At 37.1% G+C, this 25,564-nt stretch carries 23 protein-coding genes; 11 read left to right on the top strand and 12 right to left on the bottom strand.

The features are described from left to right. Window positions 1-404: 404 nt before the first annotated feature. A complete protein-coding gene (locus WFN33_RS20490) occupies window positions 405-614 on the top strand; it encodes a GNAT family N-acetyltransferase (RefSeq protein ID WP_419327772.1) in 210 nt (69 codons plus the stop codon). 353 nt (window positions 615-967) lie between these two features. Here WFN33_RS20490 and WFN33_RS17450 read toward each other — a convergent pair whose 3' ends face one another. Beyond that, entirely contained in the window at window positions 968-1,399 is a 432-nt protein-coding gene (locus tag WFN33_RS17450) for a hypothetical protein (protein WP_336954287.1), read from the bottom strand. 389 nt (window positions 1,400-1,788) lie between these two features. Between WFN33_RS17450 and prfA the strand changes: the two genes are divergently transcribed. Both prfA and prmC read left to right on the top strand, forming a co-directional pair. Next, window positions 1,789-2,877 carry a peptide chain release factor 1 gene (gene prfA, locus WFN33_RS17445; protein WP_336954286.1) on the top strand — a complete coding sequence of 363 codons (1,089 nt, stop codon included), beginning with the start codon at window positions 1,789-1,791 and terminating at the stop codon, window positions 2,875-2,877. After that, the gene (prmC, locus tag WFN33_RS17440; protein ID WP_336954285.1) at window positions 2,877-3,695 is read left to right on the top strand and encodes a peptide chain release factor N(5)-glutamine methyltransferase; all 819 of its coding nucleotides are present in this window, start codon (window positions 2,877-2,879) and stop codon (window positions 3,693-3,695) included. Before prfA ends, prmC begins: the two co-directional genes overlap by 1 nt. Before the next feature lie 137 nt (window positions 3,696-3,832). Here the strand turns inward: prmC and WFN33_RS17435 are convergent, their stop codons facing one another. From WFN33_RS17435 to WFN33_RS17415, 5 genes are all read right to left on the bottom strand, one after another. Beyond that, window positions 3,833-4,744, bottom strand: coding sequence for a bestrophin family protein (locus WFN33_RS17435; protein WP_336954284.1), 912 nt, complete (start codon window positions 4,742-4,744; stop codon window positions 3,833-3,835). 112 nt (window positions 4,745-4,856) lie between these two features. Continuing rightward, on the bottom strand, window positions 4,857-5,690 hold the full coding sequence (locus tag WFN33_RS17430) for an ABC transporter permease (protein ID WP_336954283.1): 834 nt from the start codon (window positions 5,688-5,690) through the stop codon (window positions 4,857-4,859). After that, window positions 5,690-6,673 carry an aliphatic sulfonate ABC transporter substrate-binding protein gene (locus tag WFN33_RS17425; protein WP_336954282.1) on the bottom strand — a complete coding sequence of 328 codons (984 nt, stop codon included), beginning with the start codon at window positions 6,671-6,673 and terminating at the stop codon, window positions 5,690-5,692. The genes WFN33_RS17430 and WFN33_RS17425 overlap by 1 nt, the downstream gene beginning before the upstream one ends. 277 nt (window positions 6,674-6,950) lie before the next feature. After that, window positions 6,951-7,298 carry a hypothetical protein gene (locus WFN33_RS17420; RefSeq protein ID WP_336954281.1) on the bottom strand — a complete coding sequence of 116 codons (348 nt, stop codon included), beginning with the start codon at window positions 7,296-7,298 and terminating at the stop codon, window positions 6,951-6,953. Window positions 7,299-7,517: 219 nt separating this feature from the next. Beyond that, entirely contained in the window at window positions 7,518-8,534 is a 1,017-nt protein-coding gene (locus tag WFN33_RS17415; RefSeq protein WP_336954280.1) for an AraC family transcriptional regulator, read from the bottom strand. Between the two features lie 271 nt (window positions 8,535-8,805). Here WFN33_RS17415 and WFN33_RS17410 point away from each other — a divergent pair, with 271 nt between their 5' ends. The 5 genes from WFN33_RS17410 (at window position 8,806) to WFN33_RS17390 (ending at window position 16,129) form a co-directional block, all read left to right on the top strand. After that, a complete protein-coding gene (locus WFN33_RS17410) occupies window positions 8,806-9,189 on the top strand; it encodes a hypothetical protein (protein ID WP_336954279.1) in 384 nt (127 codons plus the stop codon). Window positions 9,190-9,417: 228 nt separating this feature from the next. Continuing rightward, the gene (locus WFN33_RS17405; RefSeq protein WP_336954277.1) at window positions 9,418-10,188 is read left to right on the top strand and encodes a 3-hydroxyacyl-CoA dehydrogenase; all 771 of its coding nucleotides are present in this window, start codon (window positions 9,418-9,420) and stop codon (window positions 10,186-10,188) included. A 204-nt stretch (window positions 10,189-10,392) separates the two neighbouring features. Continuing rightward, on the top strand, window positions 10,393-11,526 hold the full coding sequence (locus WFN33_RS17400) for an acyl-CoA dehydrogenase family protein (RefSeq protein WP_336954275.1): 1,134 nt from the start codon (window positions 10,393-10,395) through the stop codon (window positions 11,524-11,526). Window positions 11,527-11,798: 272 nt separating this feature from the next. Beyond that, window positions 11,799-13,445, top strand: a complete 1,647-nt coding sequence (locus WFN33_RS17395; protein ID WP_336954273.1) for an AMP-binding protein — start codon at window positions 11,799-11,801, stop codon at window positions 13,443-13,445. Between the two features lie 218 nt (window positions 13,446-13,663). Further along, complete coding sequence (locus WFN33_RS17390; protein WP_336954272.1) at window positions 13,664-16,129, top strand: ExeM/NucH family extracellular endonuclease; 2,466 nt, start codon at window positions 13,664-13,666, stop codon at window positions 16,127-16,129. A gap of 160 nt (window positions 16,130-16,289) precedes the next feature. Here the strand turns inward: WFN33_RS17390 and WFN33_RS17385 are convergent, their stop codons facing one another. From WFN33_RS17385 to WFN33_RS17375, 3 genes are all read right to left on the bottom strand, one after another. Then, window positions 16,290-18,230, bottom strand: coding sequence for a sensor histidine kinase (locus WFN33_RS17385; RefSeq protein ID WP_336954271.1), 1,941 nt, complete (start codon window positions 18,228-18,230; stop codon window positions 16,290-16,292). Further along, window positions 18,176-18,868 (bottom strand): response regulator transcription factor, encoded by a 693-nt coding sequence (locus tag WFN33_RS17380; protein ID WP_336954270.1) that lies wholly within the window; start codon window positions 18,866-18,868, stop codon window positions 18,176-18,178. Before WFN33_RS17380 ends, WFN33_RS17385 begins: the two co-directional genes overlap by 55 nt. A 779-nt stretch (window positions 18,869-19,647) precedes the next feature. Beyond that, window positions 19,648-21,099: a SulP family inorganic anion transporter gene (locus WFN33_RS17375; protein WP_336954269.1), complete on the bottom strand. Its 1,452-nt coding sequence runs from the start codon at window positions 21,097-21,099 to the stop codon at window positions 19,648-19,650. 214 nt (window positions 21,100-21,313) lie between these two features. Between WFN33_RS17375 and WFN33_RS17370 the strand changes: the two genes are divergently transcribed. From WFN33_RS17370 to WFN33_RS17360, 3 genes are all read left to right on the top strand, one after another. Next, the gene (locus tag WFN33_RS17370) at window positions 21,314-21,925 is read left to right on the top strand and encodes a glutathione binding-like protein (RefSeq protein WP_004719407.1); all 612 of its coding nucleotides are present in this window, start codon (window positions 21,314-21,316) and stop codon (window positions 21,923-21,925) included. 204 nt (window positions 21,926-22,129) lie between these two features. Next, on the top strand, window positions 22,130-22,711 hold the full coding sequence (locus WFN33_RS17365; RefSeq protein ID WP_336954267.1) for an NAD(P)H-dependent oxidoreductase: 582 nt from the start codon (window positions 22,130-22,132) through the stop codon (window positions 22,709-22,711). A 48-nt stretch (window positions 22,712-22,759) separates the two neighbouring features. Continuing rightward, complete coding sequence (locus WFN33_RS17360; RefSeq protein WP_336954266.1) at window positions 22,760-23,074, top strand: putative quinol monooxygenase; 315 nt, start codon at window positions 22,760-22,762, stop codon at window positions 23,072-23,074. A 221-nt stretch (window positions 23,075-23,295) separates the two neighbouring features. Here the strand turns inward: WFN33_RS17360 and WFN33_RS17355 are convergent, their stop codons facing one another. From WFN33_RS17355 to WFN33_RS17345, 3 genes are all read right to left on the bottom strand, one after another. Beyond that, window positions 23,296-24,000, bottom strand: a complete 705-nt coding sequence (locus WFN33_RS17355; protein ID WP_336954265.1) for a hypothetical protein — start codon at window positions 23,998-24,000, stop codon at window positions 23,296-23,298. Continuing rightward, window positions 24,000-24,680: a hypothetical protein gene (locus tag WFN33_RS17350; protein WP_336954264.1), complete on the bottom strand. Its 681-nt coding sequence runs from the start codon at window positions 24,678-24,680 to the stop codon at window positions 24,000-24,002. The genes WFN33_RS17355 and WFN33_RS17350 overlap by 1 nt, the downstream gene beginning before the upstream one ends. Window positions 24,681-24,757: 77 nt before the next feature. Continuing rightward, complete coding sequence (locus WFN33_RS17345; protein WP_336954263.1) at window positions 24,758-25,558, bottom strand: thiazole synthase; 801 nt, start codon at window positions 25,556-25,558, stop codon at window positions 24,758-24,760. Between the last annotated feature and the right edge of the window lie 6 nt (window positions 25,559-25,564).

Here is a 25,564-nt window from a genome sequence, read left to right as displayed (position 1 = left end):
GTTTAATCTTTTCAGGAAACTCGAAGTTTTGATGACAAACCAAACTCTACAATTTACGTGTAGTGATAGCTAATCACTACAAAGAACAAGATACAAGATGACAAAAATCTTTCGTTTAACAGGGCTCTTGCGCTGCAAACAAAGCAGTGCTTTATTTTTGCTCATATACCCTCACCCAACGGAGACATCCATGTCGCCCCACGGTAGGATAACCATCTAGGATTCACAAATACAAAAACTTATTCATAGCCAAAACTTCTCGATTTCATACAAAAAACATTAGCTTCATTGATGATCAATGACTGGATGAAAATCATTTGTATAAATAATTAGGGGGTTTGACTATAACGAAACGTGATAGTGATATGTGAATAAATATGAAGAATCGCTCGGGCTAAAGACAAATGATCGAAACTGAACGTTTAATTTTAAAACCATTTATGGAAAAAGATTTATTGGAAATCTCTGCTTTATTTCAGGATGAAGATTTTATGGCTTTTTCTCCCAATGGGGTTTTAACGACTGAGTCTGCCATAGGGCGATTTTGGGAGATTGAGAAACATTATAAAGAATATGGCTATGCAAAAATGGCGATTTTCTTAAAAGCAACTTAGCAAATTATTGGATATTGTGGTTTTGGAAAATGCGTATTGAATGGTAATCAAACCGTTGAATTAGGATTTCGTTTACTAAAACAAGAAAGGCGAAAGGGCTAGATAAAAGAAGCTGCAATCAAATTATGTGAAGATATTCAAGCTAGAGGCTTTAAAAATATAATTGCATTTTCTGAATAAAATAATGTTTCTGCGCATCAATCTTTACTTAAACTTTTATTTATACAAAGACTTACTTCTCATTTTTAAATATGCAGGTCATTTTTTTTGAAAAAGAAGTTGAAGAAAACGGAGCAGAGTAATATGAAAAATAAAAAAGCACCCGAAGGTGCTTGATATCATTCACGGATCAATTAGTGATGACGACGGTGTTTTTTGTAGTACTTTTTATTGTACTTACGTTGATCTGCATGGCGGTCTTGAGAAACTTTTTTTCCGAGAACCGAACCACCCGCCGCACCAGCAGCAGCACCAATATAACCACCTGTGGTACCACCCATATTTTTACCGACGGTATAGCCACCAACGCCACCTAAACCACCACCGATTGCAGCCGCAGTACGGTCTTTTCTATTGGTTGATGCTGCAGCACCACCTGCACCACCTACTGCTGAACCAATCATTGCGCCAGTGTTACCACCAATTTGTTTACCTACTGCAGTACCAACGACACTACCTAGAGCAGAAGTTGCTGCAATACGTGTTGAGTTGTCAGCATGGGCACTTACTGTCAATACTGAAGTTACTGCTAATATAGTGCTTAATATGATCGTATTAAATTTCATGTGTTGCTCCATGTCCTTATTTGGACAGTTCTATCTATATTCGATGTGGCAAATGTAACAAAAATTTTTCCAAAAAATGTGGAGAGGAATCTGAAAATTGATAGCGTTTGGTATCTGAATGTATATTTTCTATTAAAAGTGAATTTAAAACACCCATATTAGTCAACAAATAGCATGAATAATGGAGAAAACAAACATCTAATCAAAAATCATGTTGATCATCTTGCTATAAATTCTACTGCTTATTTTGATGGTTCTTATATAAATGTGTCATTTAAATGGCAGAATCGGTAAACTAGGCACAATTTTAGAATTTTCTTACCAATTTTAAATGGGCTGTTATAAAGCTCGATGTTTTTGGTGAGGCTTAGATTGAGAATGTATTTAAAATGAAAGAATCGTTACGTTTACGATTAGACCAACTTTGTGATCGACATGAAGAGTTAGAAGCATTATTAGCAGATGTTGAAGTCATTTCAGACAATAAGCGTTTTCGTAATTTGTCCCGTGAGCATAATGATTTATCCGAAATTACTGATGTCTGGAAAAAGTACAAGCAAGCTGAAGAAGATATTGAAACCGCAGAAGCTATGTTAACTGATCCAGATTTTAAGGATATGGCTGTTGAGGAAATCAAAGAGAACAAAGCTTTAATTGAACGACTCGAAAGTGAGTTGAATATTCTCATGATTCCTAAAGATCCCAATGATGCCAACTCAGCATATTTGGAAATCCGTGCGGGTACAGGTGGTGATGAAGCTGCAATTTTCTCGGGTGATTTATTCCGTATGTATAGTAAATATGCTGAAACTCAAAACTGGCGTATTGAAATCTTATCTGAAAATGAAGGCGAACATGGCGGATATAAAGAAATTATCTGTCTAGTGAATGGTGAAGGTGTTTACGGTCGTTTGAAGTTTGAAAGTGGAGCGCATCGTGTTCAACGTGTTCCAGCTACTGAGTCACAAGGCCGCGTCCATACTTCAGCTTGTACTGTGGCAATTCTTCCAGAAGTTGATGTAGACACTACTGTAGAGATTAATGCTGCGGATTTACGTATTGATACTTACCGTGCTTCTGGTGCGGGTGGTCAGCACATTAACAAAACGGATTCTGCTGTACGTATTACCCATCTTCCAACAGGTACTGTTGTGGAATGTCAGGATGAACGTTCACAGCATAAAAACAAAGCAAAAGCGATGGCATTATTGGCTTCACGTTTAGAAAATGCGAAACGCGCTGCTGCCGATGCAGCAACTTCTGAAATGCGCCGTGACTTGGTGGGTTCCGGGGATCGTTCGGAACGTATCCGCACATATAACTATCCACAAGGTCGTATGACAGATCACCGTATTAATTTAACTTTATACAAGTTAGATGCCGTAATGGAAGGTGATTTGACTGAGCTACTTGACAGTTTACATCGCGAATATCAAGCAGATCAGTTGGCGATGCTTGCACAACAAAATGGTGGTTAATGAATATTGCAAAGGCTTTGGCCTTACGTGGAGAAGCTGAAAGTTACGAGCGTCAAGAAAATGCTTGGTTACTTGAGCATATTTTAAAAATTGATGCATTTGATTTGTCACTTAAATCTACGCAAGAATTAACGGTTGAGCAAGAACAGCAATATGTTAACGGTTTAGCGCGGATTGCTGCTGGTGAACCATTGGCTTATGTGACTGGCTCACAACCATTTTGGACTTTGGATTTAACGGTTAGCAAAGATACTTTAGTTCCTCGTCCAGATACTGAGGTCTTGGTTGAAACAGTTTTAAATCTTGATTTGCCTGAAGATACTCGTATGGTTGATTTAGGTACAGGTACAGGTGCAATTGCATTATCACTGGCGAGTGAGCGTCCTAATTGGTCTATTATTGCCACAGATATCTATGAACCAACTCTAGAAGTTGCTCTACATAATGCTGAAAAGCATGACTTAGGGCAGGTCAAATTTTTCTTAGGAAGTTGGTTTAAAGCTCTGAATCGTCAATTTTTTGATGTGATTGTTTCGAATCCACCCTATATCGATGTTGATGATGAACATATGCAGCATCTCGCTTCTGAGCCTGAACGTGCTTTGGTTGCCCAACAGCATGGTTTGGCGGATATTGAGCATATTATTCAGCAAGGTAAAAAATGGTTGGCAACACAAGGCTGGATTGTACTTGAGCATGGTTATGATCAAGCTGAAGCAGTTCAAAACATTTTTAAAGGTGCTGGTTTTAAACAGGTCAGAACTGTTAAAGATTATGGTGGAAATGATCGTGTGACTTTAGGTCAATGGATAAATTAGAATTGGATTGTTGTTTTAAAAAGACTTTGTTGGGTTGCAGTGATTGCTCAATCAACAAAGTCTTTTTTAACGCACAATAAACTTTAAAAGAATTCGATGTATTTTTATATTTTGAAGTTGAGCTTTAGAAAAATAGCTTAAGTCAAATTACTTTTAACCAATTGAATTGGCTCTAACAGTTCTTCACCTAAAGAGCTGAGCATTTCTCTTTCAATTAAACGGGTAATCGAATCTAAAGGTAAATCATTTTCTTGTAGGCCAAATGGTTCTTCAAGCTGGGCACTCAAAGCATCTAGACCTAAAAATAAATAAGCAATTAAACTGACGATAACAGGTGTCCAAATACCTAAGCTAGCTTCTAAGCTAAATGGTAGAATCAAGCAAAAACAATATACTGTACGATGTAATAAGACTGAATAGGAATAAGGCAGGGGGGTACTTAAAATACGATCACATCCGGCCTGAATATTACCAAGTGCAACAATATGTTGGTTTAAACCCTGATAGATAATGTCAGAAATTTCACCTGTTTTAAGTGATTGAACTAAAGATTTTTGAATTTCTTCTAAAACAAATTGTGAGGCATTGAGGTGATTTTTCAGCTGGTTAAAGGTCAATTCATCTAAATCGACTTTATTATTATAAAAATTAATGGATTGGTTTTGATTGCGTAAGCGATTTCTTAATAAACAGGTAAAAAGCATCACACGATACATTAAAACTTTACGCTGGCTTTCTTTTAAAACATGAGTATCACGAGAAAGGTGTCGTGATGTTGCAATCAATGAACCCCAGAGTTTACGACCTTCCCACCAACGATCATAGCAAGCAGTATTCCTGAAACTTAAGAAAATAGAGAGGATAATGCCGAACACGGTAAATCCAATTGCTGGTACAGCAGGAATTGTAAAATAGTGATGTGATGATAGGTAAACCAGAACTGTCGAGATCAGCACAACAAAGGTTAATGCGGGTAAGACTTTGGGAAGAATGGTGCCGTGCCAAGCAAAGAGAAGTGCGAAGCTGTTACTTTTATCTCGAATGATCATACTGTCTACCTAAATATTACTGCGACAGTGTTTCATAGAGAAAAGCAGAAATGCAAGTTGCAAATAAGCAATTTAAAAAAATACGGCTGATCAAAAGCCGTATCTGAATGGTTTAAGTTCTCCAACGTAAAAACCAGTTTTCAATCAATTTCATTAGACTGTCTGTGATTTTACCGAGGACAGCCAGCAAGATAATCGCAATAATCACAATATCGGGCCGTGAGGTTTCTCGACCATCACTGAGCAGATAACCGATACCTTGTGTAGCTGCAATCAGTTCTGCTGCAATCATAAACATCCACGCTAGGCTTAAACTATTTCTTAGTCCAACGAGAATTCCAGGAGATGCAGCAGGCAGAACAATTTGGAAGATAGTTTGTAGATAGGTCAGACGGTATACTTTTGCCACTTCTAACAACTTTGTATCAACACCATGTATGGCAGATACGCTATTGGTATAGGTGGGAAAGAATGCACCAATCGCGATTAAAGTAATTTTGGAGGCTTCATCAATGCCTAACCACAAAAGCAATAACGGAATCCAAGCAAGGCTTGGAATAGATTTGATTGCTGAAAATGTAGGTTCTAAAAATTCCTCAATGTGTTTGTTTAAACCCACTGCAAGTGCAAAAATTAGCCCCAATAAGCTACCAATAAAAAATCCTAAAAATACGCGCCAAGTGCTGGTATAAATATGGGTAAATAAATCACCTGCGGCAAGCTCCTTGAATGAGCTAACTAAGCTACTTGGGGCAGGGAGAAGATAAGACTCAATCCATCCAAAACGAACTAAATACTCACATAATAAAATGAACAACAACGGAATCGTAATTCCTTTGACCCATTTTAAAACATTGGTCTTAAAGGCAGGTTTGTATAAACCCGCCTGCGCTATATGTACATTTGATTGTCTGTGCGTCGATTGAGTATGTGTAAACCTTGTCATTACTTCTCAGCAACCTTGCCAATGACCTTTTGCGCATATTTGCTGTCAAATAGTTGATCCACAACTTGATTTACATTAGTTCCTTTTCGAACCAATTCCTCTTCAGTCAAAATAGTGCCTGCTTTCTTTAGCGCATTAAGATGTTTCGCGGTTGGAATATTTTGATCTAGATTAGTTCGACTCAATTGCAACTTCGCCACTTCAAGTGGTAATTTTGCTTCACGTGCTAATAATTCTGCAAGCTTATCTGGATTGGCTTTTGCCCATTTACGTGCTTGTTCATAAGCTTTAATTACAGCCTCAACTGCTTCTGGGCTTTGGGTTCTAAATTGATCTTTTACACTTAACACACTGTAACTATTGAAAGCGATATTGCGATAGAGCAGTTTTGCACCTGTTTGCAATTGTGCAGACGCCATCAGTGGATCAAGACCAGCCCAAGCATCTACCTGACCACGTTCTAAAGCTGTTTTTCCATCTGGATGTTGTAGATGTACCAATTGCACATCGCGTTTATTTAAGCCAACCGTTTCAAGTGCTTGAAGAGTGAATAAGAATGGATCTGTACCTTTTGTTGCAGCAATTTTTTTCCCTTTGAGGTCTTTTAAGGATTTGATTGCTGAGTTTTTAGCTACGACTAATGCAGTCCATTCTGGCTGGCTTTGGATATAAACCGTTTTAATCGGACTGCCATTGGCACGACTCAATACTGCTGCTAAACCCGCAGTCGAGGCGAAATCGATACTGCCACTGTTTAAATATTCAAGTGAACGGTTACTGCCTTGGCTAAATACCCATTTGACCTCGGTTTTGGGTAAGGCTTTTTCTAACAGCTTTTGTTCTTTAACCACTAAACTTGTTGGGGCGTAATAGGCATAGTCTAATTTCAATGTTGTTGGGATGGCTGCAAAAGAATACGTTGCGGTTAAACTTAAGGCTAAGGTGGAAACTAAGCGTGTCATTTTTTTGCTAAAAACTTTCATATATACCCCATAAAACTCAAAGAGAAACACAGAGCTAGATATGTATATTTTTTAGGGTGAAAGCACAAAAAAGAAAAACAGATATTGACTTCTTAAAATATGAAATGTAAAAAATATTGGTTTAACCATTTGAATTAATTTATGTTTCTGGGATATGCATATTTGTTTGTTGAATAGATGATTATTGAAATGAGTTATAAAAAAATATTCTAATTAAATTTTAGTCATTAGACAAAAAAAATGCCTCGGTATCGAGGCATTTTTGGATTGGGGTAAATTAAACTGGATAATCTTCCAGACTATCTGCAATTTCAACTTGGTCTAATGCATTGGTTTCAAGTGCCAGACAGAGCGCAACAATTTTTGCAGTATCAGCAATATTTTCTTTTTTCATTGCTAAGCCTGATTGAATTGCATCTAATCGTTCTTGGTGAATATCAAGCGCTTGTGCGACTTCTGATGCATCATTGGTTTTGAAAAAATCATTCATGGCATGTTCAAAGTCATGATCTGAAGCTTTTAAAATACCTTCGATAAGCTCATCTAAATGTTCAGTTTGAGCAGAAAGGGAATGGATAAAGTTTTGAACTAGATTTTGTTCTAGTACATCAATCATCTTAATCATGTTAGTGACCTAAAAGTGATTAAAGGGGAGGAGGGTACAACAGGGAATAAGCAGAAAATCTGCTTTAAATTGGGTAATAAATATACCATTTTTGATCAAATTGCAACCTGATTCAGATGAGCTGTAAACAGAGAGCCTGACTTTATATTGATATATTTTTTTATTATAGTTTTGATTTAAAAGAAATTTCCTAAAATACTGTTTTTTTATTGAACGATGTTATTTGGGTTCTCTATAAGCACCTGGACTTAGACCAGTCCATTTTTTAAATGCCCGATGAAATGCGCTGGCATCCTGAAAATTCAACAGCTCACTGATGTCTTGTAAGGTATATGTGGTTTTACAAAGTAGTTCAATCGCCATGTCCCGCCGTATATCATTTTTGAGTTGTTGGTAACTGCTACCTTCATTTTTTAAACGGCGTTGTATAGTGGCTTCTGAAATATTGAGCTGCGCAGATAGTTCACCAAGTTCTAACCATTCAGCAGGAGCAATAGAAAGTAATTGCTTGCGAATCATTGAACTTAAAGCCAAAGGATTCTTAAATCTTAATAGTAGATTTTCGGGGGTGTTTTTAATAAAACTATACCAAGATTTTTGGTCGCGTTTGATTTGAATATTTAAGTAGTTTGCATCGAATTGCAGATAATTTTCAACTGCTTGGTAAGTAATATTTTCACAGAATCGAACGCGATAATCGTTGTCATCTTCAGGAGGCATGCATTTTAATTGTAATTGATTGAGTAAAATTCTTTGATCTGCTAACCAACAGATTAAACTGTGAACCAACATGATATAAGTGGCATAGCAGAACATGCGCTTGGTTTGTAATTTGTCTGTAATGACAATGTATGCATAATTTTCATCTACAATCATTTTGCTGGAGAAATCATCCAAGACAAAATTAAAATATTGCAAAATTTGTTCAATCGCAGTCTGTAGGGTATCCGCTTGCATGACCATTTTAGACAATAAATTATAACAACCACGTCGCATCTGATGCGAGTCCATGCCAAAGAACTCATCATTCATATGGTCAGCTATTTTAGTCCAAAGTTTTGCATAAGCAGAAACAGCAATACGTGATTTGGCTGCCTGAAATATTTCCATTGGTATTTCTGCATCATGCAAAATCTGCTTTATATCATAGCCCTTATCTTGGGCACTGTTCAGGGCTTCATGTACCAATGCAATAGAAATTGTGCCTTTGCTTTCACTGAATTGTTGAATATTCACAAGGTATACTTTAATAAAACCAGATAATTTATGAAATTTTAAACAAAATTAAAGTAATTATGCATTTATTTTATTGTGGAAATAAAATGAATACAGAAACATATACTCAAATTTTATTCTAGATTCGTCAATGAATAATATGCTTTTTCTTGGCTTTAGCTCAATCTTTTATTACAAGAATGAAAGGGCTAGCTGTTGCAATTGATTAGCATTGAAAATAAATGATAATTTGTTATTTTAATGCATCTATGATCAAAAATAATGTATAAAAATGAAATATTCACTTTTATTGCCATTACTGGTATTGCCAATCACAGTATTTGCACTTGAAAATACAAATAAAGAGCGACAGTGCCTGAATGTAAACGAAAGTATTACAGTTAAGTCTTGTCTAATAGTCCATGGGATTGGTACTGATGCTGAATATGTTGAACTTAATTTTAGTAAAAAAGTGTTTTTTATTGAAAAGCCAATAATATGTTATAACACCGAGTGTGATGTAAGACTTGGTGATCAATTTAATCATCTCAAAGTTGCTGAAGTCTATTATTTAAGTGAGAAAAATAAAAAGCAAACAACACGGTTAATTGGTAAATATTGGACGTGCTATAAACAAATCGATGGAAAAATTAATGTGTGTTATAGAGAAAAATAAGTATTTTAAGATTATAAGAGCATTGATCCATTCTCTCCTATTCTTTTATGTTGTGATTTGACGCTGTTGATCTTATGAAATATTGCTATTGTCCAAATACATCATACAAGATGCAACTTTTGGAAATTGTACTCAAGCTTGACTATGTTTACTCTGCATCTTAAGTCGAAAGTGGGTTTAATTCATCATTTAAACTGCTCTATTCAAACAATGAACTAGGAAAATAAAATGAAAATTGAAGGAAAAGTTTTTGTAGTGACTGGTGGTGCATCTGGATTAGGTGCTGCTACAGCCACACATTTGATTGGTCAAGGTGCGAAAGTGATCATGGTGGATATGAATCACCAGCTTGGCGAAGAAATGCAGAAGCGCTTAGGTGAAAAATCAAAATTTGTTCAACTTGATGTGACGGATGAAATTGCTGTTGAACAATTCTTTAAAAATGTGGAACAGGATTATGCGCAATTAAATGGCTTAATTAATTGTGCAGGGATTGGTCCATCCGCCAAAGTTCTGGGTAAAAATGGCATCCATGCTTTAGATGCATTTCAAAAAGTATTGAATATTAATGTCGCAGGAACATTTAACATGCTGCGTTTTGCCGCAGATGTCATTTCTCGTTATGAGTTACAAGTAGGTGAAGAAGATCGTGGTGTGATTATTAACACTGCTTCAGTGGCTGCGTTTGATGGCCAAATTGGTCAATCCGCTTATGCTGCGTCTAAAGGTGCTGTTGTTGCAATGACATTACCTTTGGCTAGAGAACTTGCGCAACATGCCATCCGTGTGATGACCATTGCACCAGGGATTATGGAAACCCCAATGTTGAAATCATTACCACAAAATGTTCAAGATGCGCTGGGTGATATGGTGCCTTTTCCTAAACGCCTTGCGAAGCCTGAAGAGTTTGCACAGCTTGTTGGTCATATTTGTGAAAATAGCTATTTAAATGGTGAAACAATTCGATTAGACGGCGCAATCCGTATGCAGCCAAAGTAATCCGGTCTAATCTATCTGCTTATGTCTAAATTTGCTTTAACGCAAGCAATAGCAAACTTTTAAAAAATCAATACTGCCTGACATGATCTCAACCATCGTGTTAGGTGGACTTCAGCCTAAATTTATACAAACAACAAGATTTGACTGGTCGCTGATCATGATTGCAGTGATTTAAAATTTAAAAGTGCTGAGAGGGATGCTCATATGATTCTCAATGATGAACAAAAAATGGTTCAGGAAATGATGCGGAATTATTCGCAGAATAAACTTAAATCCACTGCTGCTGAACGTGATAAAACTGCAAAATTTCCTCATCAAGAACTCAAAGAATTGGGTGAACTGGGTGCATTAGGCATGACCGTATCTGATCAATGGGGTGGCGCAGGTTTGGACTATATTTCCTTGGTGACGGCAATTGAAGAAATTGCCGCAGGAGATGGTGCAATTTCAACCATTGTCAGCGTACAAAATTCTTTGCCTTGTGGAATAATCCAAAAATATGGGACAGACCAACAAAAACAAGACTACTTAATACCATTGGCAACAGGTCAATGGCTTGGCTGTTTCTGTTTAACCGAACCACAGGCGGGTTCAGACGCAGGTGCTTTGCTATGTAAAGCAGAACGTGATGGCGATTCATGGGTAATTAATGGAACCAAACAATTCATTACGTCTGGAAAGCACGCACAAGTGGCGATTGTATTTGCAGTTACGGATAAATCCGCAGCGAAGAAAGGGATTTCTTGTTTTATCGTTCCAACCAATACAGAAGGTTATATCGTTTCTCGGATTGAAGACAAAATGGGGCAACATTGCTCAGATACTGCAACAATTGTTTTTGAGAATTGTCGGATTCCTGCTGAGAACATATTAGGAAATGAGGGGGAAGGATATAAAATCGCCTTGTCGAATTTAGAGTCAGGTCGCATTGGTATTGCCGCTCAATGTGTGGGAATGGCACGAGCAGCATTGGAAGCTGCGGTTGAATATGCCAATCAGCGTAAAGCTTTTGGAGTAGAGTTGGTACAACATCAGGCTGTAGCATTTCGCTTAGCCGATATGGCCACTCAAATCGAAGCAGCACGGCAGTTGATTTACCATGCCGCAACTTTAAAAGATACAGGTTTACCTTGTCTAAAAGAAGCATCAATGGCGAAGTTATTTGCATCTGAAATTGCTGAAAAAGTCTGTTCAGATGCGATACAAATTCATGGTGGTTATGGTTATGTCGCTGATTTTCCGGTTGAGCGAATCTATCGAGATGTTCGAGTCAGCCAGATTTATGAAGGCGCTTCCGATATTCAACGTTTACTTATCGCAAGAGCGGTGATTCAGTAAGTTCAATTGTAGATTAGCGCATCAAAATTCTATCTCAAGACCAGCTTCGCACTGGTCTTTTTTTTAAAGCCTTCCACCATGACAGGAAAAACAGATGTTCAAAAACCGCAATACAATTGAGGTATTTGGAAATTGTGTGTGAATTCTAATCATGATTATCTATAAGCATAGAAACACATGTTGAATGATTCAACATTTTTAAGAAAAGCTAGAAAGCAAAATATGGAACCGCACATCGAGATGGTTTGTGCTGAAAATACAAGGATATTGCCATGAAAACATTGGAACAAGCCTATCAAGAATTCGATTATGAAAAACTAATCAATGAGCAACTGGTTGGCAACCCACAGTCAATCAATGCCTATATCGAGTGCTGCGAGCGTTTTGTTGGTTTAAATAAAGTGGCTTTGATCTGGGAAGGAAAAAACGGTGAGTGTTCACAATGGACCTTTGAACAACTGGCACAAGCAGCAGGAAAATTAGCCAATTATTTACAATCGCTCGGTTTAAAAACAGGCGATTGTATTGCTGGTTTGTTACCACGTACTCCAGAATTATTGATCACCATATTGGCAACATGGCGTATTGGAGCAATTTATCAGCCCTTATTTACCGCTTTTGAATCAAAAGCGATTGAGCATCGTGTAGCAACGGCCAATACCCAACTGATCATCACCAACATCGAACAACGTCCCAAACTAAACGGGATTGAACTTCCGCATATTCTGACCGTTCATCCACAAGATTTTGCCACAACAAAGCATGCAGATTTTTGGCAAGAACTAGAAAGTCAATCAGCTGAATGTGCACCCGTCATGATGAGTTTTGCAGATAATTTTTTAATGATGTTTACCTCTGGAACAACAGGTTTGGCAAAATCTGTTCCAGTGCCATTAAAAGCAATTTTGGCCTTTAAAGAATATATGCGTCACGCTGTTGATTTACGTGAAAATGATTCATTTTGGAACCTCGCGGATCCAGGTTGGGCATATGGTCTATACTATGGTATAGCGGGCCCATTGGGATTGGGACACAGTATCATCATGGATGAACGAGCATTTAGTGTCGACCATGCTTTGGAAATTATTCAAAAATACCAAGTCAGTAATCTTACAGGTTCACCTACAGCATTTCGTATGTTCTTTGGTTTTAAAGAAAAATTTAATACTTCGATCAAAGATCATTTACGTGCCGTTAGTAGTGCTGGTGAACCTTTAACTCCTGAAGTAATTCATTGGTTTAATCATGACTTAAATGTCAATATTTATGACCAATATGGGCAAACAGAATTAGGTATGGTAATAGGTAACCATCATGCTTTAACACATGCAATAAAAGTCGGCTCAGCAGGTTTTGCTAATCCTGGTCATCGTTTTGCAGTGTTAAATCAAGACAACCAAGAAGTTGAACGAGGTGAGATTGGAACGCTAGCAATTGACTTCTCTCAATCGCCACTCACATGGTTTAAAGGTTATGGTGGGAATAATCGTAAATCCTTTGTTGGTCATTATTACTTAACTGGAGATACGGTCCGTTTGAATGAATTAGGTGGGGTGGATTTTATTGGTCGTGCAGACGATGTCATTACAACTTCAGGTTATCGTGTTGGGCCATTTGATGTTGAAAGTACACTTTTGGAATGTGTCGAAGTTTTAGAATCTGCAGTCATTGGCAAACCTGATCCAGAAAGAACAGAGATCGTAAAAGCTTTTATTGTGCTCAAGCCTCAATTCAAGGGTTGTCAGCAATTGAATGCTAAATTACAAGAATATGTACGTTCACGATTATCTAAGCATTCTTATCCACGAGAAATTGAGTTCGTTGAAAGCTTACCTAAAACATCTAGTGGCAAAATTCAACGTAATTTATTGAAGCAGCAAGAAGTAGCTAAATTACAGCAAATACAATTGCTGGCTTAATATATTTTAAAGTTCCATGCTTTGCACCCGAAAGGGTGCTTTTTTTTATGATCAGCATGAGATCTCGTATTTCTAAGGTTCTTATAACAATTTTAGTCCACTTTGCCAGTAGTATATTTTGTCTAAACTATAAATGGATCAAATAGAATGATTTAAATTCACGATATTGTCATTAATAAAAATTAATCTGCTTTAAATTTCAACAAACGTTAAAAATTATGCAAAATTTAAAACTACATACACTTTGTTTAAGCCTTGCACTATTGGGCTGTTCATTTCCAAGCTATGCACAATTGATGTTTAGCCAATACATTGATGGTACAGTAAATAGAAAAGGCTTAGAAATTTATAATCCAGATGGCAGCACTGTAAATCTTGCAGATTATCAAATTGAACAATATACCAATGGGGCAACGAGTAAAACAGCAACTTACACCTTAGAGGGAAATTTAGCCAGTAAAGCAAAATTTATTATAGGTCGTACCGAATTACAGGCTGAACTTGGCACTAAAGTGAATCAGGTTGCTGGTTTGTCATTTAATGGTGATGATGCCTTGGTCCTTGTTTATAAAGGTACACCTGTAGACCGCTTTGGACGGATTGGGGAGAAACCAGCAAGTGGCGGGTGGGGAACAACAATCACCAGCTATCAAAATAGCCTAAGTAGAATAAAAAATAAAAATGATGTCAGCGCTGTAGATCCAAATAGTGCCTTTGATTTGGACAGTGAGTGGAGCAAATGGTCAGATCGTAATGCATTCAGTAGCTATTTAGGTACTGGTACAACGACACCGCCAATCACTGCAATCAGTTGTAGTACTGCTGATACTGCAATTGCAGATTTACAATCTGCGGCACAAAACCAACAATATGTGGTTCGAGGTGTAATTACTGCGGATTATCGCTATCAAAATGGTTTTTCAGGTTTTTATATTCAAACTCCTGACAGTAAAGCTAAAGCAAATTTAAGCAATGCGATTTTTGTCTATCTCCCTGCTGCAAGCACAATCACTGGCGGTAAAGTGGGTGAAGAAGTGATTCTGAAAGGGCGTTTAACCAATTATGAAAATCAATTGCAAATTGATCAACTGAGCAGCAATATTCAAACTTGTAATAATCAAGCCGCAAGTTTGGTGAGTTCTACTCCGATTCAACTGCCATTTTCAAGTTTAACCGATGCTACAGGCAATGCACCTAAGCGCTATCAAGGCATGTTGGTGAAAATTCCTCAAACCCTAACGGTTAGCGAGAATTATGATTATGGTCGATATGGTCAATTGTCTTTAAGTTTGGGACGCTTATATATCCCAACCAATTTATATCCTGCGAAATCCAATGAAGCGGTTGCTTTAGCAAAACAAAATTTACTGTCTAAGATTATCTTGGATGATGGTTATAACAATCAAAACAGAACACCATGGTTGCCACAAACATTTAATGCGGCAAACACTTTACGTACAGGCTATCAGCTTAAAAATGTTGAAGGGATTTTGGAATACCGTTTCAATGCTTGGCGTATTCAACCGATTCAAAACAAAGCTTTGCCTGAGGTTGTCAAAGACAGTAATCTGCGGAATTCAACCGTCTTGGCAAAAGAGACTAAACAGGTTCGTGTTGCCGCATTTAACGTCTTAAATTATGACAATTCTCCGCTGATTGGTGTTAAACCAGATCGTGGTGCAAACACCGAGACAGAATTTAATCGTCAACATGCCAAAATAGTCAGTGCGATTAAAACCATTGATGCAGATGTTTATGGCTTAATGGAAATTGCCAACAATGGTTATGGCGAAAAAAGTGCTGTGAATTACTTAACCAAAGCTTTAGGTGCAGATTGGAAATATGTCATCCCACCGAATATGGATAAGTTAGGTACTGATGTGATTGCAGTTGCGATTATTTATAATAGCAAACGTGTAAAAGCTGTTGGTAATCCTGTGGTATATGATGATTTGACACAGAAAAACCGAGTCACGATGGCACAAAGCTTCCAAGCGGTAACGGGAGGAAAAACCTTTACTGTTGTACCAAATCACTTAAAGTCTAAAGGTAGTTGTCCTGACGATAAAACTTCACCAGAAGCAAACCAAGGTGATGGTCAAGGCTGTTGGAATCCGACTCGTGTTACTGCAGTACAAAAGTTGATTCAGTGGATTGCAACCAACCCGACCAAAGCTGAAAAACCAAATTATTTATTGGTCGGGGATATGAACAGTTATGCCAAAGAAGATCCAATCTTGGCATTTGAAAATGCGAACTACAAAATATTGCTAAATGATGAAAAAGTAGGGCAAGGTAAATCTGCATATAGCTATGTCTTTGGTGTGGCCAGTGATGCAACCGGGAATGGTGGTGCGGGTAATTTAGATCATGCCATTGCAGATGCAAACTTATACCCAATGGTTAAACGTACTTTTGCATGGCATATCAATGCTGATGAACCAACAGCATTAGACTACAATGAAGAATATAAGACTGAAGAGCAAATTGCTTCTTTCTATGCGCCAGATGCTTTCCGTTCTTCTGATCACGATCCGGTTATTGTTGATTTAGATTTAAATGAATCAAGTGGTACTACAGGTGGGCATAAGAGCAGTGGGGGCAGTACGGGGCTGTGGTCTTTATTTGGACTGATGTTGCTTACAACGAGCTCAGTATTAGCGCGTTCTAAAAAGAAATCCTAATACGCGATATCTTTTTTAAAGAGAAACTAGTGATCTAGTTTCTCTTTTTTATGCTTTTATAAAACTATAGAACATAAAAAATTGCACCAACTGATTTAAGACTGAATCTCTTCATAGATCAAGCGAATGATTGGTCGAAATTCTATTTCATCCATCCAAATCATTCAGTTTTATCTTTCAACGGTATTATGGCTCGGATCACGGTAAAACCCTGCTGAGAATGGATTTCAAAACTACCTCCAATTCTTTTTACTCGCACTTGCATACTCTGCAAACCCACATGCAAGCCAGCTTGAACTTGATCTACTTCAAAGCCAATGCCATTGTCTTGAATGGTTAAAACGAGTTGTTGTCGTTCATCTTCAACCAATGAAACTTCGACATCAGTTGCATGGCTATGTTTTACAATATTGGTTAAGGCTTCTTCTGCGACACGAGAAAAGGTTAAACAAATCAATGCAAGCGGTTTATGTTTCCATTTTTCTGCAAAAATCCAAGTCGATTCAATCTCCATTTCTTCGAAAATTTGTATAAAACGATGACGCAATGGCGCAACCCACATCACTGGACTTTCTGGTATTTTTGCCCCAGCACTGCTTCCTGAGTCAATCACTTGGCGTAAGTCATTTCTTAACAGTTTAAACATAGAGATCACTTGTTGTTTTTCAATATGTTCACTGTGATCCAGTATAATCATCGAGCGAACAATTGAACCACCCAGTCCATCATGTAATTCATGGGACAGGTTTAGACGCTCTTGCAACCGCATATTATCAATTTCGAGTTGGTATTTTTTATCTAAAGATTGTTCTAAGTCAAACGTGACTTTTTCAATAGTTTCTTCAAGCGTCTGATTAAATTTTTCAATACGTCCAACATTTTGCGAAATACGATAAGCCAAGATAAACGAAATCGCTAAGCTGGTAATTGGTGCGGCCAATGGCGTCCAATAGAGCGTTTGATCCAGATGATGGATCATGCTATAAAAATCATGAACAATAATAAGTAAATAGATAAGGAAAATAAACGCAAGCAGGAGAATGTCCATCTTTCTACGTTTAAAAGCAATCCACTGGAAAAACAAGCAGTTAAAAATAAATACCATGCCAGAATAGAAAAAGACAGAGGATAAGCTACGTTCTAGATAATTGATCGGTGTCAACAGCAATGCCGCAATTGCGATTGTAGAAGTTACTAAAAGTAAACGTTCTAAATACGGATAATGGCGATTGGCAAAACGCCAAGCAAATAAACAGAGGCAATAGGTATATCCAACTAAAAACACCAGATTTAGACGTGCTGTTAAGATACTGTCGGTAAAAGGAATAGGAATGGTCGAAATAATATTATAGGCAAACAATACCCATAAAAATGAAGTTAAACCAAACCACCCAAAGGCTTTTTCTTGGCGTCGAAATAGCCAAATGGTAAAACCTGTAGTTCCCACCACAAAGGTAATAATAATATTGATAAAAAATAAAGTTCGCCGTTCAAAAACCAACTGATCCTGTTGATTGGCGATATCTTCGGCCTGACCAAATTTAATTTTTCCTAGGCCTGAATGTTGTGATGCAACCCCTACAACACGGACTAAAATTTCATTTTGCTGGTTTTGAATAGATGTCGCAGGGAGTACCCAATACCTTGGCATATTCCAACTTCTAGACAATGGCTCTACTAAGGATTTGTCTTTCCATAACAGTTCATTATTGCTATAGACAGCTCCTGCAATATTGATTCGTTCAATCAATAAAGCGACAGGTTGATTTTCCTGATCACACTGATATTGCCATTTGATTTTATACCAAGCAGCGCCTGTGTAGTTTTTCCAGCGCGTTTCCCAGTCATCGGGTAGTTTGACTACTTCCCATCCCCGCTGGGGAACTTGTTCCAGATTTGGAAGCGCTTTGACAACTTGTATACTTTGGATTTGAAAATAGCAGACTGCATCTGTTGCATTGGGCTGAGCTGTTAAGAGAGCACCAGCAAAAGCAAAATGTTGTGTCAAACTTAGGATAAGACCGAAAAGCCCGATTAACTTTAGAATTAGTCGAGTAATCCTAAGTTGCGTGCTGTATCGATGGCTTTGGCTCTGTTGCATACCGCAAGTTTCCGATAAATATGTTTAATATGAGATTCAACGGTATAACGGGATAAATTGAGTTGATCTGCAATTTCCTTATTGCTTAAGCCTTGAGAAACTAGTTCTAAAATTCCCAATTCTCTTTTGGATAATACACTGTCCTGATCCATTACCTTCTGAATGGGCGATGTTTTATTTGAATTATTTTTCTCATTAAAATGTAGTTGTTTTAAAATTTTTTGGGCAATAAATGGATCAATAGGGGCCCCACCACGTAAAACACTTTTAATCGAAAGAGAAACTTCCAAGTCATCTCTTTCTTTCAAAACATAGCCTGTTGCACCTGCACTTAATGCATTGAGAATGGCATCTTCAGTGCTCCAAGCTGAGATCACTAAAATCATGATGGTTGGATCATAGTTTTTTAAAATTTCAATAAACTCAATTCCATTTCCATCAGGCAAGCCTAAATCAACCAATGCAAATGAAGCTGAATGTATACTGAGTTGTTCTTTGGCTTGAGCTAAACTTTGGGCAAAACGTAAATCTGAAATTGAGTATCCAAGATTAATTAATATGTCAGTCAGTCTTTTTTGTATAAGAGGCTCGTCTTCTACGATGATAACTGGAACAGGTAAACTTAACTCATTGTTCATGATGTAAAAAACTCGCCCATGTCTATTGGACTTAGTTTTTCAGATATTGGTGACTTTATCTATACCTGATAATAGGTATTTTTAGTATTTAATAAGGGTCTGTTGATATTTCATAAATGGCTTGCGTTGTAGGTTAAAATTGAGCATGAGACGTATACGTCGTAAAGCATGAAGAGAATAGCGAGACTATTTTCAAGTTTCATAATGAAGGCTGAGATAATTTTAACCACAACCCTGAGCAAGAACAAAGCACTGCTTTGTTTGCAGCGCAAGGCGCAGCGGGGACTAGCGTGTTTTTTGCCTCTACGTCGTTACCTTGCGAAACGATGTTTCTCATCATTTAGAATGACTAAATTTCGTATTTCGCGCCTAGTATCATCTAAAAATATTCGTAGTCGCAAACATAGACGAATTGTCAACAGACCCAAAGTGATTAGAAATGAATATTCAGTTTATTACAATCGAGTTTTAACGCGCTAAATGAGTATCAAATGATGTCTAAAGTCAATTTATTGAGATCAAGTTAACTTTTTGAGATAAGGTTATTGAGACTGGTTAAGTAAATATTCAAATTTTAGTAGATAAAAATCACAATTTAAAAGCAAAATATCGGTTATATTCGATAAATAATGGATTATTTTTATAATGGATGTCGTTTACGATGATTAAATTCCTTAGAAATTTGGCAGTGATACAATGTATTGCGATTACCATTTTGGCTATTGTTCTTTACTTGTATTAAACACTTAGCATCACTGCCTTAAGAAAAATAAAGATGTTTATTTTACCGCGCTAAATTGATCAACTAAGCTTCGACTTGCTTCATTCATCCCTATAATTTCAACCTGAATGTTATTTTGCAGAAACTTGTTCTGTGCCTGATTGAGCATACTGACAGAGGTAATATCCCATATATGGGCATGAGTTAAATCGATAATGACATGATCAATAGATTCATTAAAATCGAAAAACTGAAAGAATTTGTCTGAACTGCTAAAGAAAATTTGCCCAAAAATTTGATATTTACGGGTCGTGCTGTTCAATAGATGAGACTGGACACGCACTGCATTTTCTAATTTATTGACTAAGAAAAGTGCAGATAAAAGTACACCAACCAATACACCTAAAGCTAAATTATGCGTCATTAGTACAATGACCACCACCGCAAGCATCACGCTATTGCTTTGTTTGGGATGTTTTGAAAAGTTTTTGACTGAATCCCAGTTGAATGTAGTAAAAGCCACCATAATCATAATTGCCACAAGTGCAGCCATTGGAATATAAGACAGCCATTCTTTTAAAAAGACCACTAAACACAGTAAAAAAATACCAGCAATCAAGGTCGATAGGCGAGTTCGTGCGCCAGAAGATACATTGATAATTGATTGCCCAATCATGGCACAACCTGCCATCCCTCCCATAAATCCACTGACCATATTGGCGATGCCTTGACCACGACATTCTTTATGACGATCACCTTCAGTTTGCGTCACTTCATTAACAATTGTAGTTGTCATCATGGTTTCGAGTAAACCCACGGTGGCTAAAGTGATGGCATAAGGAAAAATAATTTTTAAGGTATCCACGTTAAGTGGAATGTCTGGAATCAGAAATAGTGGTAAAGTGTCTGGAAATTTTCCTAAATCACTAACTGTACGCATATCCGAACCCAAAAATAAGGCAACTAAACTTAGTACAATAATGCACACTAAGGGTGAGGGAATGAGTTGACCGATTTTGGGAATATAGGGAAAAAGATAAACCAACCCTAAGCCAAAGGCGACAAATAGATAAGCCGTCAGATCCATACGTTGTAATTCAGGAATCTGTGCCACAAAGATGAGAATGGCCAATGCATTAACAAAACCATAGACGACAGACTGTGAAACAAAACGCATCAGCTTTGCAACTTTAAAATAGCCAGCAAGAATCTGAATAATTCCAGTCAAAATTGTGGTGGCAAATAAATACTGTAAACCGTGATCTTTGACGAGGGTAACCATGAGCAATGCCATCGCGCCTGTGGCTGCGGAAATCATTGCAGTACGTCCACCGAAGAAAGCAATGCTCACTGCAATACAAAATGATGCATACAGACCAACTTGTGGATCTACACCTGCAATTGCAGAAAAAGCAATTGATTCAGGAATAAGTGCTAAGCCCACGACCATTCCAGCAAGTACATCTGTACGAATATTGGAAAACCATTCCGCTTTTTTTAGACTAATCACTACAAACCTTTCATCATTCTTTAAAGATGCGTATGTTAAAACATCTCTTAGTGAAAAAGCAGTTAACTTTGACTTGAAAAAGTCTTCATTTTGTTGAATATTCAAGTTATAGCTGATTTTATAAATTTATGCTTTTTGCAATTTTATGTTTTACGACTTGAAATTGTGATCTGAGCCATTTACAACTTAAACAGTCATATAACAAGGATTAGATATGAAATTATATTATTCACCAGGTGCATGTTCTTTAGCGGCCCATATTTTACTCAACGAAATTAATGTTGATTTTGATCTAGAACGTGTTGATTTAAAAACGCATAAAACAGAAAAGGGCGCAGATTATTACGAAATCAATCCAAAAGGCTATGTACCCGCATTAGAAATCAATCCAGGGTTACTTTTAACTGAAAATGTTGCAGTACTGCCTTTTATTGCACAACACGATCCTAAACAAGATTTGATCCCACCATCAGGTTTGGGACGTGCTAAAGTTTTAGAATGGTTGGGTTATTTAAACTCAGAGTTGCATGATGAATATGCTGTCTTCTTTGATCCAGCAATCACTGAAGATGAAAAAGTACGTGGCTATGCAACCATAGATAAGATGTTGAAATATATAGATGACTATCTTGCCGAGTCTGAATACGATTATTTGGTTAATGACCGCTTTGGTCCTGCTGATGCGTACTTGTTTGTACTGACAAATTGGTCGAATTCAATTCATCATGATCTAACTCCATTTACCAATATTGTGGCATTACGTAATAAAGTTGCTGAACGTCAATCTGTACAGATTGCAATGCGTGATGAAGGTTTAATTCCTTAAGTATAGTGGAATAGAGCTACAAAGCACCTACGGGTGCTTTTTTATTGAATTGATTAAAGTGAAATGGGCAGAAGTAGAAAGAATTAGATATTTATTGTTGATTTTTAGTCAATAATGTTTTGTTTATTTTTACGTTTTTTGCAATAAAAATAAGCTCTATAGTTGCGCCATAAATCAAACGTATTGGCAAAACATAGGTAAACAATGAGTAATATCTTAATCGTAAATGGTGCAAAACAGTTTGCACATTCAAAGGGTGAATTAAACGATACTCTGACTGACTTGGGTAAAGCAGTACTTACCGATTTGGGGCATAGTGTAAAGGTGACACGTACTGATGCAAATTACGATGCTCAAGAAGAAGTGGAGAAATATCTCTGGGCTGATGTAGTGATCTATCAAATGCCAGGTTGGTGGATGGGTGCACCTTGGACCATGAAAAAATATATTGATGATGTTTTTACCACTGGTCATGGCCGTTTATATGCCAATGATGGTCGTAGCCGTTCTAATACTGCCAAGAAATATGGTTCAGGTGGTTTAATTCAGGGGAAAAAATATATGTTGTCATTAACTTGGAATGCACCCTTACAAGCGTTTGATGATCCTGAGCAATTTTTCCATGGTGCTGGTGTAGATGGTGTTTATTTACCTTTTCATAAAGCCAATCAATTTTTAGGGATGGAAAGCTTAGAAACATTTATTGTCAATGATGTGATTAAAGCACCGCAAATTGCGCAATATGAACAAGCATATCGCCAGCATTTGCAGCAGCTTTTTGCTTAAATTAATTGGTATTTTGAATATCTCATTTAAAAATTTAAGGAGTTTAAAATGTTGACCATTGTGGCTGATATCCGCGCATATCCAAATGGATTACACAAAGATAAAATTATCCAAGCATTTAAGAAAATCACCCCAACAGTATTACAAGAGCAAGGTTGTCATGGCTATCAGTTATTGGTTGACGCTGATGTTGATGTAAGTTATCAAATCAAGGATTGTGATTTGATTGTGATGCTTGAAAAGTGGGAAAGTATTGAGCTTCTCAATGCACACTTGCAAACTGAGCATATGCAAGCTTATCAACTTGAAGTAAAAGAGCATGTTGCTGATGTTAAAATCCGTATTTTAAACAATGGATTTTAAAATTTATACATTGCTGGATAGATTAAAAATATATAAATCAAAATGTCGAGCTTGATTATTGAATCTAATACTTAAAGTCAACCCAGCCGAGTTGGAGCGAAGTAGTTTAGTTTACTTTTGTGGGGGAGTGTTGGCCTTATTGCTTTTGTATGGAAGATACAGAGCATCTTCCATACATTCTTCCCCAGCTTTATGAATCGTTGGTAGATGTGAAAAGTGTTCTATTCAAATTCACCGTAGTCTTTAAAATTAATCTGCTCAAGTTTAAGTGAATAACTGTTCTTTAATTTAGACCAAGAAACTTGCTTAGCTTGATCCTGATTTTCAAACGCACTACCTCCCGTAGTATTTTTAATTTTACCTGTTAGAAAATTGATACTTTTCGCACTGGTTTCACCAGAAGCGCGATGGAAGTAATCTGTATCGTAACCAATTAGTTTAAAAGACTGGTTTTGATAACGAAAAGTAAAAGCGTTGTTATAGACAGACCATGAACCGCAACTGAGCCAATAATGTAAATTAATTTTAACTAATCCATTTTTGATGTTGAGTGGATCGCTTTCACCTAAAGGGTCAGTAAGACAGGGTGATTCTTGATCTCCCTCAGTAGGAAGCAAGGAATTACTTGCAATAAGACGATAGCCTTGAGGGCCTTTAAATAAAATTAATAACTTTCGATTGTTTAAATTCAGCTGAGGATTACCTAATCCCTCATTTGTCACAATATTTTTTGGATCTGTATTTTCAATAATTAAAGCAAGATCCGCTTGTTGATCACCATTTAAATCACCTTGTGCTTTACTCAGTACTTTCCAGTTTTTGGGGACAAATGATTGATAGTCAGCTTTGGTATTGGTGTCTGCCCAAACCAAAGCTGAGCATATTGTTAATGTACAAAATAAAAGTAACCCAGTTTTGTTTTTCATTATTTTTCTCCAATAAATTTAACGCTAAAGTTATGAATAAATTCTTCACTATCCCAAGGGATATTTTCCAAAGTATAGCCTGTCGAAGTTCTCAGTGTTTTCCAAACAATTTTGGCTGGCGTTTCAACTTGTGCAAAGATATTTGGAGTTGTGGTTACTTTGGCTTTGTTGCTTAGAAAGTTAAGGCTGGTTTCTTTTAGTTTGCCACTAATTTTATCTAAATCATAAACATCAAATCCAATGAGGTGGAATTGATTGTTCTTCAGTTTAAACCCATAGGTATACATCAAGCCATATGTATTGCTACAAGATGACATGGTATTGAATAACACATCTAAGCGTTGATTTTCTATCGTCAACGTAGAATCATCTAAAGCATCTTCGATACAGAGTTCTTCTGAACGATAGGTCCAGTTAGAAATTTGCCGACTTAGCTTGAGTTGTAATTGTTGATCTTTTCGAAACAGCACTAATAGCTTTCGATTGTGCTGGTTTTTATTTTTGGGTTGAATGATGATAGCAATATCCTGTCTACCATCCTGATTCAAATCACCCTCTGCTTGAGCAAGAATTTCCCAATTATTTGGAATAAATTTTTGTAATGAGTTGGAAGGTTGATTTGCAAAACTTAGCGATGAATAAGCGATCAGGAGAAGGGTGGTATTTATTATTTTAGTCATGATCTCTCTCAATGAATGTATCAAGATATTTTGAGCCTAAAAGTACTTCGGAAAATCCTTTTAGGCAATTCAAACTATTATTTAAAGAAATAACCTGTTTCAGGTGAGCTTGCATTTGCCATACGTTTACGTGGCATACGACCCGCCAAATACGCTTCACGTCCAGCTTCAACCGCTTTCTTCATTGCTGATGCCATTAAAACTGGATGCTGTGCAGCGGCAATCGCGGTATTCATGAGTACACCATCGCAACCTAGTTCCATTGCAATTGCGGCATCGCTCGCAGTACCTACACCAGCATCAACCAAAACTGGCACTTTGGCATTTTCTTTAATAATTGAAATAGTATGTGGATTTAAAATGCCTAGACCAGAACCAATCAAGCTACCTAAAGGCATAATCGCAACACAACCCATGCTTTCGAGTTCTTGGGCGACAATAGGGTCATCTGATGTATACACCATCACTTCGAAGCCATCTTCAATCAATGTGCGAGCAGCATCAAGTGTTGCTGTTATATTGGGATAAAGGGTTTTCTCATCACCTAATACTTCCAATTTGACCAAGTTATGACCATCTAAAAGTTCACGTGCAAGCATACAAGTACGTACTGCGCTATTGGCATCAAAACAACCGGCTGTGTTTGGTAAAATGGTATATTTTTCAGGAGGAAGTATCGACAGTAAGTTGGGTTGATCTGGATTCTGCCCAATATTTACTCGGCGAATCGCAACAGTCACAATTTCAGCGCCACTGGCTTGAATTGCTAAATCAGTTTCTTGCATATCTTTGTATTTACCCGTACCAACAAGAAGGCGTGATTGAAAAGTACGAGAACCGATAATAAGAGGGGAGTTTTCAGTAGGAAAATCTAGCATGGGAGA

The organism is Acinetobacter sp. AS167, from assembly GCF_037152175.1.
Classification (GTDB): domain Bacteria; phylum Pseudomonadota; class Gammaproteobacteria; order Pseudomonadales; family Moraxellaceae; genus Acinetobacter.
Note: the sequence above shows the minus strand (reverse complement) of the source record. Positions and strands in the feature narration are given on the sequence as shown.